The following is an 18,835-nucleotide window of genomic DNA, read 5'->3' as shown; positions in this document are numbered from 1 at the left end:
GATGTCATCAGCAGATTCGTCGCGCCGATCCGTGCGGCTTGCCGGTGCGGTGCTGGCTGCGATCCTGGTGGGGTTCACCGCGCTGACTTACTTCGCTTACAACGACGCCTTTGCCGACACCAAGCCCATCACCGTCGTCTCGCCGCGGGCCGGTCTGGTGATGGAGGAGGGCGGCAAGGTCAAGTTCCACGGCCTGCAGATCGGCAAGGTCAGGTCGATCACCTATGCCAACGAGCAGGCCAAACTGGAGCTGTCGGTCAACGCCAAGGATCTGCGTCTGATTCCGTCGAATGCCACCGTGCGGATCGCGGGCACCACCGTATTCGGCGCCAAATCGGTGGAATTCCTTGCTCCGCAAAAGCCCTCGGACTCATCGCTGCGACCAGGTGCGACGGTGACCGCGGAGGCGGTGGCCCTCGAAGTCAACACCGTGTTCGAGAACCTCACCCGGCTGCTCGGCAAGATCGACCCGGTCAACCTCAACGCCACCCTGACGGCAGTGGGCGAAGGGCTGCGCGGAAATGGGGATAACTTCGGGCAGGGTCTGGTCGAGCTCGATCAATACTTGGATCAGCTGAACCCGAAACTTCCTACCCTGCAAGAGGATTTTCGGAAGGCCGGACAGGTGGGGCAGATCTATGGCGATGCCGCGCCGGACATCGTGCGTATCCTGGATAACCTGCCCCCGCTGAGCCGCACCGTCGTCGACCAGCAGCAGGACCTCAAGGCCACGCTGCTCGCGGCAATTGGTCTGGGCAACAACGGATACGAAACGCTAGCCCCGGCCGAGAAGGATCTCACCGCGGCGCTGCAGCGATTACGCGCCCCCACCACGCTGCTCGGCAGGTACTCACCGGAAATTCCCTGCACGCTGCAGGCGATCTCTAAGGCGCTGGTGACCTTCACCCCGCTCATCGGTGGCGTGCGGCCCGGTCTGTTCCTGACCAACAGCTTTCCGTTGGGTGCGCCGGTGTACACATACCCGGACAGCCTTCCCATCGTCAACGCCTCCGGCGGGCCCAATTGCCGTGGACTACCGAATATCCCGACCAAGACGCAGAACGGGTCATGGTTCCGGTCACCCTTCCTGGTGACCGATAACGCCTATATCCCGTACAAGCCGCTGGAAGAATTGCAAGTCAACGCTCCCGACACCCTGCAGTACCTCTACAACGGCGCCTTCGCGAAGCGAAGTGAGTTCTGATGAAGCGTGGCACGCAGATCAAAGTCATCGTCTTCACCGTGGTGATGCTGCTGGTGGCAGCGGGATTGATCATCACCTTCGGCGAGTTCCGATTCGGTTCCGGGAAGCGCTATCACGCGATCTTCACCACGGCCTCCGATTTGCGGTCCGGGCAGAAGGTGCGCATCGCGGGCGTGCCGGTGGGTCGCGTCAAGAACGTGTCTCTGAATCCGGACAACACTGTCGAGGTCACCTTCGACGTTGATTCGAAGTATCAGCTCTACAGCTCCAGCCGGGCCATCGTCAGGTACGAGAACCTGGTCGGCGACCGGTATCTGGAGATCTCCTCGGGCCCCGGGGAACTGCGCAAGCTGCCCGATGGCGGAACGCTCGACAAGGAGCACACTCAGCCAGCTCTGGATCTGGATGCACTGCTCGGCGGACTTCGGCCCATGCTCAAGGGATTCGACGCCACGAAGGTTAACGAGATCAGCAACGCGTTCATCCAGATTCTGCAGGGTCAGGGTGGGACGCTCTCTCAATTGTTAGGCGACACATCCTCATTCACTGCCGGATTGGCCGAACATGATCAACTGATCGGTGACGTGATCAACCACCTGAACGAGGTACTGGCCACCGTCGATTCGAAGAGCAGCCAGTTCTCCTCGAGTGTCGATCAACTGCAGCAGCTGGTTTCCGGCTTGGCGCAACAGCGTGACGTGGTGGCCGGAGCGCTACCCCCGCTTGCATCGACCGCCTCATCGCTGGAATCGGTACTCAAGGACACCCGCCCCTACATCAAGGGCACCATCGAGCAGGCCCGCCAGCTGGCCACGCGGGTCGATGAGCGCAAGGCCGACGTCAACGTCGTCGTGGAGAATCTGGCCGAGAACTACCTGCGACTCAATGCCCTTGGCGCGTACGGATCGTTCTTCAACATCTACTACTGCTCCATCCGGATCAAGGTGAACGGGCCCGTCGGAACCGACTGGCTGATTCCGTTCGGTGGACCGCCAGACCCGTCGAAGGGCAGGTGTGCCTTCAAGAATGAGTGACATTCAGGAGAAAGATCCGGTACGGACCGGCATCTTCGGTATCGCCGTGGTGGCGATGTTGGTGCTGGTCGCGTTCGGTTACACGAGCCTGCCGTTCTGGCCGCAGGGCAAGAAGTACACGGGATACTTCGCCGACTCCGGAGGCATCGAGCCGGGCGGCAACGTCTTCGTGTCGGGTATCAAGGTCGGCCAAATCAAGGATGTCTCCCTGGCGGGCAACAAGGTTCGGGTGGACTTCACCGTGGATCGCACCATCCGATTGGGTGATCAGTCGCTGGCCGCGATCAGGACCACCACCGTGCTGGGTGAAAAGTCGCTCTCAGTGACTCCCGCCGGTTCCGGTCATATCACCGAGATTCCGTTGGGCCGCACCACCACTCCGTACACGCTCAACAGCGCACTGAGCGACTTGGGCGCATCGGCAGGCGGGATCGATAAGGCGCAGCTGGACCAGTCGCTGCAAGTCATCACCGAAGCGATGCGTGATGCCACCCCGCAGCTGCGCGGAGCCCTGGACGGTGTCGCCTCGCTCTCCCGCACGCTGAACGCGCGAGATGCCGCGCTCGAGCAGCTGTTGACACATGCCAAGTCCGTCAGCGGGATTCTCTCCGAGCGCGCCGGTCAAGTGAACAAGCTTGTCACCGACGGCGATCAGCTGTTCGCCGCGCTCGATGAGCGGCGGCTGGCGATCGGCGAGCTGATCAACCGTATCCAGGGACTCTCGCAGCAGATCAGCGGATTCGTGGCCGACAACCGCCAGGAGTTCCGTCCCACCATGGAGAAGCTGAACGTCGTGCTCGATGACCTGCTGGACCGCAAGGCGCACATCAGCGAGGCGCTCAAGCGTCTGCCCGGATATGGCACGGCCCTCGGCGAAGTCGTGTCCTCGGGGCCAGGCTTCCACGTCAACGTCTACGGCTTCCCGCCGGCCACGCTGACCGCCGTCGCATTCGACGCCTACTTCCAGCCCGGCAAGCTGCCCGCCAGCCTCTCGGACTACTTGAACGGTCTGATCGGTGAACGCCAAATCATGAGGCCGAAATCGCCATGACAACATCGAAATCCTGGCTCAAAAAGGGCGTCTTCGCGTTGCTCTCCGTGGCACTCGTGGGCGGCCTCCTGTACTGGGTATGGCCCAGCCGCGGAACCTACAAGATCGTCGGTCATTTCGCGTCGGCCATCGGGCTGTACCCGGGCGACGATGTCCGGATACTTGGCGTGAAGGCCGGGCGGATCACTGCCGTTGAACCCCGTGAGGGTGACGTCAAGGTCACCATCGAAATGCCGGACAAGTTCAAGGTGCCCGAGGGTGCCCAGGCGATCATCATGGCGCCGAATCTGGTGACCGCCAGGTTCGTGCAGCTGACTCCCGCTTACACCGACGGGCCCGCGTTGGCCGACGGGGCCTCATTGGGTTTGGACAAGACCGCCGTTCCGATCGAATGGGACGAGGTCAAGACCGAGCTGGCCAAGCTCAGCGACAGCTTGGGGCCACAGGGCCAATCCAAGGGCCCGGTCAGCGATTTCATCAACCAGGCGGCCACCACCTTCGACGGCAACGGTGACTCGTTCCGCAACTCGGTGCGCGAACTCTCGCAGGCCGCCGGACGGCTCGGCGACTCTCGCACCGATCTGTTCGGCACTATCAAGAACTTGCAGACGCTGGTGGACGCGTTGGCCAACTCCAACGAGCAGATCGTGCAGTTCAGCACTCATCTGGCCTCGGTGTCCAAGGTGCTGGCGGCCAGCACCGAGAACCTCGGCGCCACTTTGGGTGCGCTCAATCAGGCACTCACCGATGTGCGTGGCTTCCTGGGGGACACCAACTCTGCCCTCATCGATCAGGTGAACAAGCTCAGCGATTTCGTGAAGATCTTCTCCGACCAGAGCGACGACCTGGAACAAATTCTGCACGTCGCACCGAACGGCCTGGCCAACTTCTACAACATCTACAACCCCGCCGCCGGCACCTTGAACGGCATGCTGTCGATTCCGAACCTGGCCAACCCGGTGCAGTTCATCTGCGGTGGCGTGTTCGAAACAGGCACCAAGACGGAGTATTTGAAGCGGGCCGAGATCTGCCGCGAACGGATGGGACCGGTGTTGCGCCGGGCGACCTTCAACTATGCGCCGATCCTGCTGCACCCGATCAACCAGATTTCCGCGTACAAGGGACAGATCATCTACGACACCCCGGAGACCGAGGCGAAGTCGCAGGCGCCCCGTGAGGATCTGGTCTGGGTCCGCCCGAATGGCGCACCGCCGCCGCCGAAGCCGTCCCCGCAGGATCTCAGCGCGCTGATGCTGGGTCCTGACGAAGTCAACGCACCGCCGCCGCCGGGTACGGAGCTGCGCCCCGCTGAGCCGGGTCCGGTACCGCCGGGTCTGCCCGTCGCAGCGGATGACGTTGCACCGCCTGCGATTCCGGGAGCGCCACGATGAGCCGTCTGAGTTCAACGCAGTTCGCGCGAGGTCCTCATCGCATACTGCGCGGCGTGGCCATGGGTATCGGTGTCACCGTCGTCGCCAGCGGATGTCAGTTCAATGGACTGAATTCGCTGAGCCTGCCCGGTACTGCTGGGCACGGTTCGCGGTCCTACACCATTACCGTCGAGCTGCCCGATGTCACCACGCTGCCGCAGAACTCGCCGGTGATGGTGGACGACGTCACGGTGGGCAGTGTGTCGGGTATTGATGCCTTCCAAAAGCCGGATGGCTCTTGGTATGCCGGGGTCAAGGTCTCATTGGGGCCGGAAGTGCACCTGCCGGCGAATGCCGTTGCGAAGGTTGCCCAGACCAGCCTGCTCGGCTCGCAGCACATCGAGCTTGCCGCGCCCGCGGGAGAGCCTGCAGAGGGCAAGCTGACCGCCGGAGCCACCATTCCGCTGAGCCGGACCGGTAAGTATCCCAGCACCGAAGAGGTGCTGTCGGCGCTGTCCGTCGTGGTCAACAAGGGCAATCTCGGTGCACTGCAGGACATCACCGACGAGACCTACAACCTCTTCAAGGGGCGTACCGGCAACTTGACTCAGGTGCTGCCGAAACTCGCCACGCTGATCTCGTCGCTGAACTCTCAGCGCGACGACATCATCTCGGCCATCGAGGGCATCGACAAGTTTTCGCGAGTCCTGGCCGAACACAAAGAAACCCTTGGGCGCGCAATTGATTCAATCGAACCCGCGCTGAAGGTACTCAACGAGAATCGCGCCAACATCATCGAGGCATTCCGCTCGGTGGGGAACCTCGCGAAGATCACCGACCGGGTACTGCGGACCACCAAGGAAGACATCGTCGCCGACCTCAAGGGGCTGTACCCGGTTGTTCGGGCACTGGCGGAGAACCGGGACGTACTGATCGACAGCCTCGATCTGCTGCCCACGTTCCCGTTCAGTACCAAGTATCTGCGCAACGCTGTTCGCGGTGACTACCTGAACGTGTTCGTGACGTTCGACCTCACCGCCCGGCGTTTGGGCGAAACGCTTTTCACCACATCGTTCTTCGACCCGAACATGCAGCACTTCAATGACGTGGTGAATCCGCCGGAATGGCTCATCGGATCGATGGCCAACCTGAACGGCAAGGAGACCAGCCCGTTCGATCTGCCCGCACCCGCGGCACCCGGCGCACCGCAGGGAGGCGGCCGCTGATGGAAAAGCTGATCAAGATACAGCTGGCGATCTTCGCGGTCGTCACGGTAGTCAGCGTGGCGCTGATGGCGATCTTCTACCTGCGGGTACCGACGGCCCTTGGCATCGGAAAGCGCGATGTGCAGGCGCAATTCGTCGCCTCGGGCGGGCTGTACCAAAACGCCAACGTCACCTTCCGCGGTGTGCAGATCGGCCGCGTCACCGATGTCGAACTGACTCCCCAGGGTGTCACTGCCAACATGCGGATCAACGACAACGTGAAGGTGCCGGGCAATGTGCTGGCCGCCGTCAAGAGTGTCTCGGCCATTGGCGAGCAGTACGTGGATCTGACGCCGCCCCCGACGGGTGCCGTCGGGATCCTGCGGGCAGGCGATGTCATAGGTACCGATCGCACCTCCATTCCCACCGACGTCTCGACGCTGCTGCGCCAGGCGGACGGTCTGGTGAACACCGTCGCCGACACCCGGCTGCGCGAGGTGCTGGCCGAGGCGTTCAAGGCGTTCAACGGATCCGGCCAGGAGCTTTCCCGGCTGATCGACTCGTCGCGGCTGCTGATCCAAGAGGCCAACACCAACTACGACAGCACCACCAAACTCGTCGATCAGGTGGGGCCGCTGCTGGATGCCCAGATTCGCAGTGGTGACAACATCCGCGGATCCGTGTCGAGCCTGGGTGCGTTGACTGAGCATTTCGTCAAGGCAGACCCGCAGCTGAGGCAGTTCCTCAAGGTGGCGCCGGGTGCCACCGAGGAAGCCTCGCAACTGTTCGCGGGCATTCGTCCGTCCTTCCCGGTGCTGGCGGCGAGCCTGGCCAATCTGGGGCGTGTGGGCGTCATCTACAACAAGTCCATCGAGCAGTCGCTGGTGATCCTGCCCGCGTTGTTCTCGGCGCTGCTGACCGTGGCCGGTGGTGCGCCCATGGACGAGGGCGCGAAGTTGGACTTCCGGCTGAACCTGGGTGACCCGCCGCCATGTCTGACCGGATTCGTGCCGGCGCCGCTGATGCGCACCCCGGCCGATGAGACCCTGCGCGAGCTGCCCCGGGACATGTACTGCAAGACCGCCCAGAACGATCCCAGCGCGGTGCGCGGTGCGCGCAACTATCCGTGCCAGGAATTCCCCGGCAAGCGGGCGCCGACCATTCAGCTGTGCCGCGACCCACGCGGCTATGTGCCGATCGGTAGCAACCCGTGGCGCGGCCCGCCCGCCCCGTATGACACCCCGGTGGAAGATCCGCGGAACATTCTGCCGCCCAACAAGTTCCCGAATATCCCACCGGGTGCCGAGCCAGACCCGGGTACTCCGACGCTGCCGCCGCCACCTCCACCGGCCCCGGAAGCACCGCCGGCCGGTGCCGGCGTGATGCCGGTAGCAGCGAAATCGGCGCCGATGGCGGCACGTGCCTATGATCCGAAGAATGGTGTGTTTCTCGACGCCAACAATCAGCCGAGTGTGTACGCGCCTGCACTGGACCGTGGCAGCGAGGCGGAGACGTGGGCGGATCTGATGCTGGGGCCGAAGCCGGTATGACCGAAGAAGTAAGCAAGGCCGCCGAGTCCGATGCTCTTCGCGCAAGCGGCTCATCGCTGACCACTCGGCGACGTGCGGCCCGTCCGGCCGGCCCGACGGGCGAGGCCAGCGCTGAGCCGATCAGTGTGTCGCTGGGCCGTACCGAAGCCCGGTCGAAGCCCGAGCCCACCGTTGCCGATACCCGTCGACCGGGTAACACGCGCGGCGTGATGCGGGCTGCCGCGGTGCTGGCGGTGGTGCTTATCGCCGCGTTGGGAGTGGGTTTGGCGCTCATGGGTCGCGCCCAGCACCGTGACGATCTGCGGGCCGCGCGCGATCAGCGTTTCGTGGACACGGCGGTGCAGGCGGTGACCAACATGATGACCTACAGCCCGGACAGCATCGACAAGAACGTCGACCAGTTTGTCAACAGCACCAGCGGACCGTTACGGGGCACGTTCAATCCCGACAACACCGCCAATCTCAAAGCGCTGTACCACCAGACCGGCACCAGCTCGGAAGTGGTGATCAAGAAGGCGAGCCTGGAGAGCATCGACGAGGTGAGTAAGAAGGCCTCGATCCTCATCTCCGCCCGGGTGACGCTCACCAACGCCGACTCGGGGGTCAACGAGCCCTCGAAGTCGTATCGCATGCGGATGATCGTCGCCGAGGATCAACAAGGAACTATGACCGCGTACGACCTGCGGTGGCCGGACGGGCAGAGCTAATGCGTTGGCTGACACGAATTTTCGTCGCAGTAGTGGCGCTTGCCGTCGTCGGGTTATCCGCGGTGGCCGGCGGGATGTACTGGCACCGGGTCGACACGATGGCAAGCCGGGCCGCGGGCGAGACGCTCATCAAGCAGGCCGGCAAGCAGGTCGGAAGCATCTTCGGATACGACTATCAGACGGTCGAGCGCAGCCTCGACGAACAGTACCCGGGGCTGACCCCCGAGTATCGGCGGGAATTCGAAGACAAGGCCAACAGGGAGATCATCCCGCAGGCCAAGCAGCGCAAGATCGTCAGTCAGACCAGCATTGTAGGAACCGGAATCATTGCGGCGCATAGGGACTCGGCGCAGGTGGTCGTGTACATGAACCGCACCATCACCGACCAGTCGCGCACGCCCGTGTACGACTCCTCGTCGATTGAGGTGGACTACACGCGTGCCGGAGACAAGTGGCTGATCTCCTACATCACACCGCTTTAGAGGGGCTCGCCGCCCAGCACCGCGGGCTGCTCCGGTGCGATCGAGTCGCCGGTGGCCGGGGTCGATAGCGCCTCCAGGAACGCGCGCGCCCACCGATCCACATCGTGCGCGAGCACCTGACGGCGTAGCGCCCGCATGCGGCGCCGCCCCTCCTCGGGGCTCTGGTTCAGCGCCGATTCGATACCGTCCTTCACGCCGTCGATATCGTGCGGATTGACCAGGTAGGACTGGCGTAATTCCGCTGCGGCGCCGGTGAATTCGGAGAGCACGAGCGAGCCGCCAAGATCACTGCGGCACGCGACGTACTCCTTGGCCACCAGGTTCATACCGTCGCGTAGGGGTGTCACCAACATGACATCGGCGGCCACGAAGAAGGCGATGAGGTCTTCGCGCGGCACCGGTCGATGCAGGTAGTGCACCACCGGGTGCCCGACCTCGCCGAACTCTCCGTTGATGTGGCCCACCTGCTGCTCGACATCGCCACGCATCTTCTTGTAGCTGTCGACGCGTTCGCGGCTGGGTGTTGCGAGCTGAACGAAGACGGTGTCGGTGCCGCTGGCGCGGCCCTCGGCGAGCAGCTCCTCATAGGCGCGCAACCGGATGTCGATGCCCTTGGTGTAGTCGAGCCGGTCCACGCCCAACAAGATCTTGCGCGGACCGCCAAGTTCGGCGCGAATCTCCTTGGCGCGCTGGCGGATCTGCTTGCTGCGAGACACGCTGTCGAGTTGGGCCGAGTCGATTGAGATCGGAAACGCACCCACCTTCACGGTGCGGAAGCCCACGCGGATCTCGCCGAATCGGGAGCGCACACCGATGGACGCGCGAGATGTGCTGGCACCTACCAGCCGTCGCGCCAAGTACATGAAGTTTTGGGCGCCCCCGGCCAGATGGAAGCCGATCAGGTCGGCGCCCAGCAGGCCGTCGACGATCTCGGTGCGCCACGGCATCTGCATGAACAGCTCGACGGGCGGGAACGGGATATGCAGAAAGAAGCCGATTGTCAGGTCGGGGCGCAACATGCGGAGCATCTTGGGTACCAGTTGCAGCTGGTAGTCCTGCACCCACACCGTCGCGCCCGGCGCCGCGACCGCAGCCGTCGCGTCCGCGAACTTGCGGTTCACGTCGACGTACGCCTGCCACCATTCGCGGTGATACTCCGGTTTGACGATCACATCGTGGTACAGCGGCCACAGGGTGGCGTTGGAGAAACCTTCGTAGTACTCGGCGACTTCCTGGGTGGAAAGGCGGACCGAGTAGAGGACCATGTCGTCCTCGGAGACCGGTTCGACGTCCGTGTCGGGGACACCCGGCCAGCCGACCCAGGCGCCGCGGCGCTTACGCAGCAGCGGTTCCATCGCGGTGACGAGCCCGCCGGGGCTGCGCTTCCAGGTGGTCGTGCCGTCGGGCAGCTTCACCAGGTCGATAGGGAGCCGGTTAGCGACGACGACGAAGTCAGAGGTGCCGGCGACAGCCTCTACCGGCGATCGCTCATCCGATTGAGGGGCCATGATTGTTTCTCAGAAGGGAAACGTAGGTAGTTACGCGTCGACCTTGGTTGGCCCGATACCGAGCATCGCGAGAAGCATGCGGCATTCGTCGGCGTCGTTCGCGTAGGCGGCAACCACGCGCTGAGCCTGGTGGGCAGTCTCGTCCGCCAGCGGCTCGATGTCGTCGATCGCGGCTGGGTCGGTCTTGGCTGGCATTCACCCAGTCTAGTCGACACGCCGTCCGGGGCCCACACGAGGAATGTGCAGACCGTCAGATCGGGTTGCTCAGGTGGTGACGAGCACCCAGGGTGACCCCGCTCAGTTCGGTCCCGATGCTCCGGGATACGCGTGGAAATCGGCCGCCGACGTCGACCCGATCGAGCTCTTCCCCGGCGTGACGATCCAGCCGCTGTGGCAGGGCGATAACGGAGCGAAAGCGCTGATCACCACCATCGCGCCGGGAGCGGTATGGGCGGGGGAGGATCATCACCGGCCCGGGCCGGAAGAGGTGTACGTCGTCTCCGGGGTGCTCAACGACGGGGTCAACGACTACCCGGCGGGCACTTTCCTGCACGCCCCCGCGCAATCCTGGCACATTCCCCAGTCAGACCAGGGCTGCGTGCTTTTCCTCTTCTATCCGCAGGGGTGATGTTTGACTTGTCCCGTGCGGTACGCGCGGGTTGTGATCTGGCTGATTTGTGTCGCGGTCATGGGGGCCTGTTCCGAGCCACCGCCGAATGATGCGAGGCACCTGACGCTCGATATCACCCATGACTACGGCGACCTGTTCGCCGACGGCAGGCTGCCGGTCGGGGACGGAAAGGTCGTCACCGACGGTCCGCGCGGGGGATATGTGTACGCGTGCCCGCGCTATGCGGAGAGTTTCGCGGCGGGTGCCGCGATGGGCGCGGGGGTCCGCGGTCCATGGTTTGCCGAGGACGGCCGCTGGTACTACCCCGACCGGAAGCCGCACGTCCAGGGACACGTGCGGCACCACGGCGTGTTCTCCGAGACGAAGTCCGAGAGCGTTCGGGTTGTCACGACCAACGATCTGCCCCGGAACCACACCACTGGACGGTTCCCGATCGCGACCGATGACACCGCCTACCAATACGACCGCAACCCGAACGCGATCAGCGCACAGGAGCTGACCTATGTGCTGGCCTCCGAGCCCACCTATGGCGTTCCGCAGTGCATCGGCCACGAGGTGGGGGTGATGCTCTCGGGAGTCGTGTTGTTCAGCGCACTGGATGCCGGGGGCCGTGATGCGGGGGCATGGGAGGTGCAGGATGACTGCTCCGGGCACCCGGAGGTGACGGGCAGTTACCACTACCACACGCCCAGCCCGTGTCTGGCCACGGCGAGTGTCGCTGAGGTCGTGGGCTACGCGCTCGACGGGTTTCCTATCACGGGCGCGCGGATAGGTGACGGAAACATCCTCACCACAAGGGATCTCGATGAATGCCACGGGATCACGAGCAGTGTGGGCCTGGACGGCCGGGACGTCGAGACGTATCACTACGTGCTGACACGGGACTACCCGTATTCGGTGAACTGCTTTCGGGGTCGGCCCACCACTGTGCAGGGCAGGGCGCAGCCGCCGGAACCGCCCGCGGGCCGCTGACCGCCGTCGATCAAGCACTCGGCGACGGAGCCGGATTACGCGGCGCTGTGGCCCTTTTCGGAGGTGTGATTCGAGCTCTTTTCGCTGCTGTGGTCCGGCGAACTCGTGGACTCTGATGTCTTGCTCGACGTGCTTGCGGTGGAATCTTTCTTCTCGCCGAGGCCCGGAATGGACTTGAGGCGGTCCTTGAGTGACGGGAGCTTGGGACTCTTCGGTGTCGTACCGGGCTGTGAGACAGGCAGTTTCGGTAGGCGCAGCGTCGGCTTCGTAGTGTTCGAGGTCGTTGCCGGTGCAGGCTTTTCATCGGGCTTCGTTTCCGGCTTCACCTCAGATTTGGTGTCGGGCTTTTCCTCGGACAGTCGCGCCGGGGCACTGACGTGGGAGCCGACGGCGATCGCGGTGAGATCGGGGGCCTTGGCCGGTGCCGGGGGCGTGGACGGCTCGGCGGTGGTGAGGGTGAGAACCGGTGGTTTGGGTGCCTCGGGTGCGGGCGCCTGAGCCGCCGGGGGCGCAGACTTCGGGGTATCCGTTTGAGGGGCAGGGGGATTAGCGGGTTTTTCGGTGGGTGCCGGCTGTTTGGGGGTCCCGCCCGACAATCCGTTCTCGAAGTTGTGTGCGCCCTCCTCGATGGCGCCGGGCAGCTTGTTGACGGCGTCGACGATGTTCTTCGGCGGGGTGAAGAGGCTGAATGGTTTGGTGGTTCCCGGGCTGGTGTCGCGGTCGTAGGCCATATCGATGAACACCCGCAGGGTGGGCTCGATGGCATCCAGCACGAAGGATGCGCCGACGGGATTGGTGAGGTCGCGCAGCGGCTGCAGCAGCGGTAGGTGTTCGGCCCGGACCAGGTAGTAGGTGGTGTTGCCCTTCACCGACTTGATCACGTTGGGGTTGTTGGGGTCATCGAGCGTTGCGGGGTCGATGCTGTCGTAGTACACATCGGGATGCGCATACCGAATCGCCGCAATGGAATTGGCGAGCGCGAGCGGATTGAAATAGGCGGGGAAGTCTCCGTAGGTGTCGTACTCGGTGTTGATCACCGTCGTCTTGAATTGGTCGGGTTCCCAGGCGCCATTGGATTCGATATCGGCGAAAGGAATCTTCAACCACGGGAATCGGGCGAAGATGCCGCCGTTCGGTGTGTTTGCACTGCCCATCAGCACAAACTGAATGTCGGGATTGCCATGGGGATACTGCTTCTGCAGATCGCTATGCGATCTGCTCACCACGACGGCCCCCAGGGAGTAGCCGACGATGGTGATCGGCTGATTGCCTGCTGTGGCGATTTCGTTGTTGAGGTTGGTGTGGCCCTGCGTCACAGAGGTTTTGAATGTGGGTGCGGTGAGGCCGCTGACCGGCCAGATGGCACCCGGATACGAGACCGGGTGGTAGTCGACGCTGTATGCCCCGCCGAGCTTATGAGGGATGTTGGCACTTGCGCCGTCGTTGTTTCCGCCGACCCCGATGACGTACGAGGCGAGCGTGGAGGCGATGGTCCCTGACTCCATCGCCACCGGCGCCAGGACGGTACATGTCGCCGCCACCGCTGCGGTGGTCGCGACGTATCGCCGAAATGGCTGACGTTTCCCCGAGACCGAATGCTGTGCAGCCATCGCGACCCTCCCGTGCCAGCGCTCGGCGTCGTTGCCGAGTGCTGTTGCCTGAGAGTAATTTGGGCAAATCGATAGCGCTATACCTCAAAGGTGCCGAAAAGGCGAATGTGGCACATTGCCCACTACGTTTATAGTGTGCATGATCTGCGGATTTAGGCGCAGGATCGTGACCGCGTCAGTTGCCGGAGCTGGGGTCGGTGTGGATCCGCTCCGCAAATTCTGTGAGTGCTCAGCCGAGGGTTGCGGCGTACCCATCATTGAGGCTTTGCCAGTCGTGCCTCATCGCATCCACACCGACGACCCGGCCTCGGGGAGTCCCGTCGACGGCCAGCGTGAGAGTGTCCAGGCAGATGTGCCAACCGCCTGCATTTCCGGAAGCGTTGCCGCGATCGGCCATTGAATGCTCCAGGGTCAATCGGCATCCATTTTCGGTGGGTTCGATTCGCCAGCGCAGGGTGTCGTCGGGGCCCCACCGATGGATCAGCTCGCGCGGTGGATCGACGGCGAGCACCTCGCCGTCGAGTATCGGGTCGGCAGAGGTCTCCTGAACGTGTGCCGCTCCCATCGAATCCAGCGGGCGGTCGGGGATGGCGGGTGACCACTGGCGCAGCTTGTCGGGGTCGACGAGCCACGGCCACACCTTCTCCGGCGGATGGTTCAGATCGCGAGACATGGTGAGAACCCATCGGCCCTCGTGGTCGTCGCACGGCGTGAGGGTGGCGGCCAGGGGATTAGTCACGGTTGTCCTCTTTTTTCTTGTTGTCGTGAACATCGGAGTCGCTATCGATGAGGGATGTCAGGCGGTCGAGGGCGTTGGACCACGTGCGGTGATATGGCGTCACCCAAGCCAGCACGGCGGGCAGGGGATCGTCGGCCAGGTGATAGACCCGGCGCTTGCCGGCGACCTCCACCCGAACAGTGCCAGCGTCGCGCAGGACGCCGAGGTGCTTGGAGACCAGCGACTGGGAGAGGTCCAGCCGTTCGATCAACGTCGTGACGTCGGCCGACCCATCGCGAAGGGTGTCGATGATCCGGCGCCGGGTCGGATCGGCGATCACCGCGAAGGCGTCCATGCCTTCATATCACTACTTAATCATATGAATGTCAAGTGATATTTGCTGCCCTGAAGTGGCGCTGCGGCCCTGGGGAGTCGCGGTCAGTACTGTGGTGAAGAGGTACCGGTGAGTGCTGCTCGCCAAGGTCGTGGTGGGCCTCACGATCGCTGGCACAACGCCGAGGTGAGGACTATTTCTTGACGAAACCGCTGCGTATGCGGGTTGCCGTTATCGGCGTATTCGCGTCGTTCGGGCTCGTGGTGGCGACCTGGGCTGTGCACCTGTCGACCATGAAGCAGGCCACCGGCATGTCGTCGACCATCCTCGGCTTCGTGGTGTTGGGGCTGGGCCTCGGCGCGCTGGCGGGCATGCAGCTCAGCGGGCTCCTTGTCGATCGATTCGGCAGCGGACCCATCGCAGTCGCCGGGGGCGCCGCCATGGCACTCGGAGTCAACATTCCCTTGTCGGCCCACTCGGTAGCCGTGGCTGCCATCGGCGCGTTTCTGTGCGGTGTGGCGGTCGGTGTCACCGACGTCGCCATGAATGCGGCAGCTGTCGATGTCGAACGCTTCTACGGCCGCCCGATCATGGCCTCGTTCCACGGAGTCTTCTCCGTGGGCAACGTGGTGGGGGCGGCCATCGGATCGGCCGCCTTCGCGCTGCACGTCCAGGTCTGGGCGACGGTTGTCGGTGTCACCGTCCTGTGTCTGGCGTTGCTTACCTGCTCGGCCACCGTGCTGCTCCGGAACAAGTTGCGGGCAGGCGAAGTGGAAGCTCCTGACACGGTGCCCTACACGATGTGTCCTCCGATGAAGTATCGGCGCGGGCAGGTCCTGGTACTGGGCTTCCTTGCCTTCTTGCTCATGCTCTCCGAGGGATCGGCGACCGACTGGAGCAGCCTGCACGCCCAGGAACACCTGGGCGCCTCTCATTCCCAGGGCGCCTTCGCTTTCGGGGTGTTCATGCTCGCGATGACGGTCGGTCGGTTCACCGTCGACAAACTCGTAGAACGCGCTGGACGTGTGCTGGTGGTGCGCTGGGGTTGCGCGCTCGCGGCAGTCGGGCTGCTCGTCGTCATCCTCTCGCCGGCATTGCCTTTGACGATGGCGGGTTGGGCGGCCGTGGGCCTCGGGCTTGCCGGTGGTGTGCCGCAGGTCTTCACCGTGGCGGGCAATATCGACGAACACCATGAGGGCCGGGTGCTGTCTCGAGTGGTCGGAACCGGGTACATCGCGGTGCTGGGTGGGCCGGCGCTCATCGGATGGCTGGCCGACGCGTTTTCACTGAACACCGCCATGGTGTTGCCCGTGTTGGCCGTTCTCTTCTGTGCCTGCGGTGCTGGTGCCCTCGCGATGTCCAAACCAACGGACAACCCGGTGCCCAGGCCCCGGCGTACCGTCAACCCATGACGGATTTCGAAGCGGCGGCCGCGGCGCGGGAGCTGTTGCGTGACAGCTTTACTCGGATCATCGAGCACGTCGGTGAGGTAACCGACGGTCTGACTGATTCGGCGTTGACGTACCGCCCCACATCGGACGCGAACAGTATTGCCTGGCTGATTTGGCATTCGGCACGATGCCAAGACGTGCAGATCTGCGCCATGACCGGCGCCGAGCCGGTGTGGACGGCCCGCGGCTGGGAGCCGCGATTCGGTCTCGATCTGCCTGCCGATTCCAACGGATACGGGCACACGCCCGAGGACATCGCCAAGGTCGTGGCCACGGTGGATCAGCTGAGCGGCTACTACCACGACGTGCACGACATGACGCTGCGATACGTGGACACCCTGACGGATTCCGAACTCGCACGCGTCGTCGATAGGCACTGGGATCCGCCGGTTACCGCGAGCGTCCGGTTGGTCAGCATTGTCGACGACTGTGCGCAGCATCTGGGCCAGGCCGCCTACCTGCGCGGGATAATTCCAACCAACTAGTGGGGATGGCCACGCGGGTCACCTCGTGCCTAGACTCGACTAATGACAACGACGTCTGAAAACTTCGTCAGTAGCCCCCGCGATACCGCCCATGACGTGCGCAATCCCGCGAACGGGCAGGTAATCGGCGCGGTGAACTGGACCGATCCGGCGGATATCCCCGGAATCGTCGCGCAACTGGCGAAGGCGCAGCCGTCTTGGGAGCGACTCGGCCCCGAGGGGCGCGGCCAGGTACTGGCCCGATTCGCTCAGTGGTTGATCGACAACACCCCGCGCATCGAGGCGCAGCTGATCGCCGAGACCGGCAAATCCAAGATCGACGGCGGCATCGAGATCCCCTCGATTCTCGCGATCATCGCGTACTACGCGCCGAAGGCTGCCGAGTTCCTGGCCCCGGAATCGCGGCCCGCCTCCTCGATCGCCATGAACACCAAGAAGATCACCGTGCATCAGCGGCCCCGCAAAGTGGTGGGTGTCATCTCGCCCTGGAATTACCCTGTGGCGCTGGGCTATTGGGATGTGGTCCCGGCGCTGCTGGCGGGCTGCTCGGTGTTACTCAAGCCTTCGGAGCGCACCCCGCTGTCCGATGAGCTCATTGCCAAAGGCTGGGCAGAGATCGGCGGCCCCCCGGTCTTCGAGGTGGTGCACGGGGCCCGCGAAGTGGGCGAGGCGCTCGTCGACACCGTCGACTTCATCCAGTTCACCGGATCCACTGCCACCGGCAAGAAGATCATGGAACGGGCCGCGCGCCGGCTCACCCCGGTCAGCCTGGAACTCGGCGGCAAGGACCCGATGCTGGTGCTGCCGGATGCCGACGTCAAGCGTGCCGCGCACGCCGCGGTCTGGGGCAGCATGTTCAATGCGGGCCAGACTTGCGTATCCGTCGAGCGGGTATACGTGCATGACTCGATCTATGAGCAGTTCGTCGATCTGGTGGTCGATGAGGTGCGTGGTCTGGAGATCGGCGCGGGCCTGGACCACAGCGTCGGCGCGATGATCGACGAGAACCAGCTCGAAGTCGTCGACAGGCATGTGCGCCAAGCGGTTTCCGCTGGCGCACGGGCACTGACCGGCGGTGCGCGAATCCCTGGGCACGGTAGTTTCTACGCACCTACCGTGCTCGTCGACGTCGACCATTCCATGGAGTGCATGCGGGAAGAGACCTTCGGCCCCACGCTGCCGATCATGCGGTACTCCGAGGAGTCCGAAGTCATCGCGCTGGCGAACGACAGCGAATACGGGCTCTCCGCCAGTGTCTGGTCCAAGGACCGCAAGCGTGCTGAACGCGTTGCGTTGCAACTTGATTGCGGCACCGTCAACATCAACGACGTGATCATGAACCTGTCCTGCCTGACCGCGCCGCACGGCGGTTGGAAGGGGTCTGGGCTTGGATCGCGCTTCGGCGGCGCCGACGGCCTGCGCAAGTACTGCCGCACCGAGGCCATCGTCGATACCCGAGTGACGCTGCCGAGCGAGCCGCTGTGGTACAGCGGGCCGAGCTGGCTGGCACCGGTTGCGCTCAAGAGCCTCACCAAGCTCTCGAACAAGGCCCTGCGCCCCTTCCGTCGCTGACACCGTCCGTTTACTCGACGTCCATCCCGGCGACGATTGCCGGGGATATTTTCCGCTGGTGACCGAGACCATTACCGCCGCCGCGCAGGGCTACACCGTCGATGACGATGATGACGACGATCCGGTGCTTATCGCGCCCGATGGTGTCGCGGTGGACACCTGGCGGGAGAACTATCCGTACGACGAGCGGATGAGCCGTCAGCAGTATGAACTGGAGAAGCGGCTGCTGCAGATCGAGTTGCTCAAGCTGCAGAATTGGAGCAAGCGCACCGGTGCCCGGCACGTCATCCTCTTCGAGGGGCGCGACGCCGCAGGTAAGGGCGGCACCATCAAGCGGTTCATGGAGCACCTGAACCCACGCGGTGCCCGCGTCGTCGCGTTGGAGAAGCCGAACGAGCGGGAGCGCACCCAGTGGTACTTCCAGCGATACGTTCCGCATCTGCCGGCCGCGGGGGAGATGGTGTTCTTCGACCGGTCCTGGTACAACCGCGCCGGTGTCGAGCGGGTCATGGGGTTCTGTTCAGATGAGCAGCATTCCGAATTCATCCACCAGGCACCGCTTTTCGAGCAGATGCTGGTCAATGACGGCATCAGCCTGACCAAGCTGTGGTTCTCGGTGTCGGCCGCCGAACAGCGCACGCGATTCGCGATCCGCCAGGTGGACCCGGTGCGCCAGTGGAAGCTCTCGCCGATGGACCTGGCCTCCTTGGACAAGTGGGATGCCTACACCGAGGCCAAGGAAGAGATGTTCTCGCTCACGGACACCGATCACGCGCCGTGGATCGTGGTGAAGAGCAACGACAAGAAGCGGGCCCGCGTCAACGCGATGCGCCATGTGCTGGGCAAGTTCGACTACGACGACAAGGACCTCGAGGTCGTCGGTCCGGCCGATCCGCTGATCCTGGGGCGCGCGCTCACGGACTAGATCTCCATCTCAAAGTCGCTTCGCTC

Annotated in this window: 19 protein-coding genes; 14 read left to right on the top strand and 5 right to left on the bottom strand. The window is 63.8% G+C overall.

The features are described 5' to 3' along the window. The first annotated feature begins 1 nt into the window (after position 1). From B4393_RS06300 to B4393_RS06265, 8 genes are read left to right on the top strand one after another with little or no spacing between them, the layout of a single operon-like run. Positions 2 to 1,204: an MCE family protein gene (locus B4393_RS06300; RefSeq protein WP_078333408.1), complete on the top strand. Its 1,203-nt coding sequence runs from the start codon at positions 2 to 4 to the stop codon at positions 1,202 to 1,204. Then, complete coding sequence (locus B4393_RS06295; protein WP_070938252.1) at positions 1,204 to 2,238, top strand: MCE family protein; 1,035 nt, start codon at positions 1,204 to 1,206, stop codon at positions 2,236 to 2,238. The genes B4393_RS06300 and B4393_RS06295 overlap by 1 nt, the downstream gene beginning before the upstream one ends. Then, positions 2,231 to 3,289, top strand: a complete 1,059-nt coding sequence (locus B4393_RS06290; protein ID WP_078333407.1) for an MCE family protein — start codon at positions 2,231 to 2,233, stop codon at positions 3,287 to 3,289. The genes B4393_RS06295 and B4393_RS06290 overlap by 8 nt, the downstream gene beginning before the upstream one ends. Continuing rightward, positions 3,286 to 4,680, top strand: a complete 1,395-nt coding sequence (locus B4393_RS06285; RefSeq protein WP_078333406.1) for an MCE family protein — start codon at positions 3,286 to 3,288, stop codon at positions 4,678 to 4,680. The genes B4393_RS06290 and B4393_RS06285 overlap by 4 nt, the downstream gene beginning before the upstream one ends. Continuing rightward, entirely contained in the window at positions 4,677 to 5,885 is a 1,209-nt protein-coding gene (locus B4393_RS06280; protein ID WP_272818820.1) for an MCE family protein, read from the top strand. The genes B4393_RS06285 and B4393_RS06280 overlap by 4 nt, the downstream gene beginning before the upstream one ends. After that, positions 5,885 to 7,414, top strand: a complete 1,530-nt coding sequence (locus tag B4393_RS06275; RefSeq protein WP_078333404.1) for an MCE family protein — start codon at positions 5,885 to 5,887, stop codon at positions 7,412 to 7,414. Before B4393_RS06280 ends, B4393_RS06275 begins: the two co-directional genes overlap by 1 nt. Next, a complete protein-coding gene (locus B4393_RS06270) occupies positions 7,411 to 8,121 on the top strand; it encodes a mammalian cell entry protein (RefSeq protein ID WP_078333403.1) in 711 nt (236 codons plus the stop codon). The genes B4393_RS06275 and B4393_RS06270 overlap by 4 nt, the downstream gene beginning before the upstream one ends. Continuing rightward, positions 8,100 to 8,603, top strand: a complete 504-nt coding sequence (locus B4393_RS06265) for a mammalian cell entry protein (protein ID WP_078333402.1) — start codon at positions 8,100 to 8,102, stop codon at positions 8,601 to 8,603. The genes B4393_RS06270 and B4393_RS06265 overlap by 22 nt, the downstream gene beginning before the upstream one ends. On the opposite strand, the gene B4393_RS06260 is transcribed toward B4393_RS06265, so the two are convergent. Beyond that, complete coding sequence (locus B4393_RS06260; protein WP_078333401.1) at positions 8,600 to 10,111, bottom strand: alpha,alpha-trehalose-phosphate synthase (UDP-forming); 1,512 nt, start codon at positions 10,109 to 10,111, stop codon at positions 8,600 to 8,602. The two genes, B4393_RS06265 and B4393_RS06260, sit on opposite strands and share 4 nt — an antisense overlap. Positions 10,112 to 10,141: 30 nt before the next feature. Continuing rightward, on the bottom strand, positions 10,142 to 10,306 hold the full coding sequence (locus tag B4393_RS27145) for a hypothetical protein (protein WP_109420746.1): 165 nt from the start codon (positions 10,304 to 10,306) through the stop codon (positions 10,142 to 10,144). 76 nt (positions 10,307 to 10,382) lie between these two features. Here B4393_RS27145 and B4393_RS06255 point away from each other — a divergent pair, with 76 nt between their 5' ends. Together B4393_RS06255 and B4393_RS06250 are read left to right on the top strand one after the other, a co-directional pair. Continuing rightward, entirely contained in the window at positions 10,383 to 10,739 is a 357-nt protein-coding gene (locus B4393_RS06255) for a cupin domain-containing protein (RefSeq protein ID WP_078333509.1), read from the top strand. 60 nt (positions 10,740 to 10,799) lie between these two features. Further along, on the top strand, positions 10,800 to 11,714 hold the full coding sequence (locus B4393_RS06250) for a YHYH protein (protein WP_078333508.1): 915 nt from the start codon (positions 10,800 to 10,802) through the stop codon (positions 11,712 to 11,714). A gap of 35 nt (positions 11,715 to 11,749) precedes the next feature. Here B4393_RS06250 and B4393_RS06245 read toward each other — a convergent pair whose 3' ends face one another. The 3 genes from B4393_RS06245 to B4393_RS06235 form a co-directional block, all read right to left on the bottom strand. Further along, a complete protein-coding gene (locus B4393_RS06245; protein ID WP_078333400.1) occupies positions 11,750 to 13,324 on the bottom strand; it encodes a PE-PPE domain-containing protein in 1,575 nt (524 codons plus the stop codon). Between the two features lie 229 nt (positions 13,325 to 13,553). Then, positions 13,554 to 13,997: an SRPBCC family protein gene (locus tag B4393_RS06240; RefSeq protein WP_165758489.1), complete on the bottom strand. Its 444-nt coding sequence runs from the start codon at positions 13,995 to 13,997 to the stop codon at positions 13,554 to 13,556. 58 nt (positions 13,998 to 14,055) lie between these two features. Further along, on the bottom strand, positions 14,056 to 14,397 hold the full coding sequence (locus tag B4393_RS06235) for an ArsR/SmtB family transcription factor (protein ID WP_078333398.1): 342 nt from the start codon (positions 14,395 to 14,397) through the stop codon (positions 14,056 to 14,058). A 197-nt stretch (positions 14,398 to 14,594) separates the two neighbouring features. Here B4393_RS06235 and B4393_RS06230 point away from each other — a divergent pair, with 197 nt between their 5' ends. From B4393_RS06230 to ppk2, 4 genes are read left to right on the top strand one after another with little or no spacing between them, the layout of a single operon-like run. Beyond that, positions 14,595 to 15,788, top strand: a complete 1,194-nt coding sequence (locus tag B4393_RS06230) for an MFS transporter (RefSeq protein ID WP_078333397.1) — start codon at positions 14,595 to 14,597, stop codon at positions 15,786 to 15,788. Further along, on the top strand, positions 15,785 to 16,312 hold the full coding sequence (locus B4393_RS06225; protein WP_078333396.1) for a mycothiol transferase: 528 nt from the start codon (positions 15,785 to 15,787) through the stop codon (positions 16,310 to 16,312). Before B4393_RS06230 ends, B4393_RS06225 begins: the two co-directional genes overlap by 4 nt. A 42-nt stretch (positions 16,313 to 16,354) precedes the next feature. Further along, positions 16,355 to 17,884 carry an aldehyde dehydrogenase family protein gene (locus tag B4393_RS06220; RefSeq protein ID WP_078333395.1) on the top strand — a complete coding sequence of 510 codons (1,530 nt, stop codon included), beginning with the start codon at positions 16,355 to 16,357 and terminating at the stop codon, positions 17,882 to 17,884. 58 nt (positions 17,885 to 17,942) lie between these two features. After that, positions 17,943 to 18,809, top strand: coding sequence for a polyphosphate kinase 2 (gene ppk2, locus B4393_RS06215; protein ID WP_078333394.1), 867 nt, complete (start codon positions 17,943 to 17,945; stop codon positions 18,807 to 18,809). Positions 18,810 to 18,835 lie beyond the last annotated feature (26 nt).

The sequence above is a fragment of the Mycobacteroides franklinii genome (assembly GCF_002013895.1).
Taxonomy (GTDB): domain Bacteria; phylum Actinomycetota; class Actinomycetes; order Mycobacteriales; family Mycobacteriaceae; genus Mycobacterium; species Mycobacterium franklinii.
This window is presented reverse-complemented; position numbering and strand designations above follow the sequence as displayed.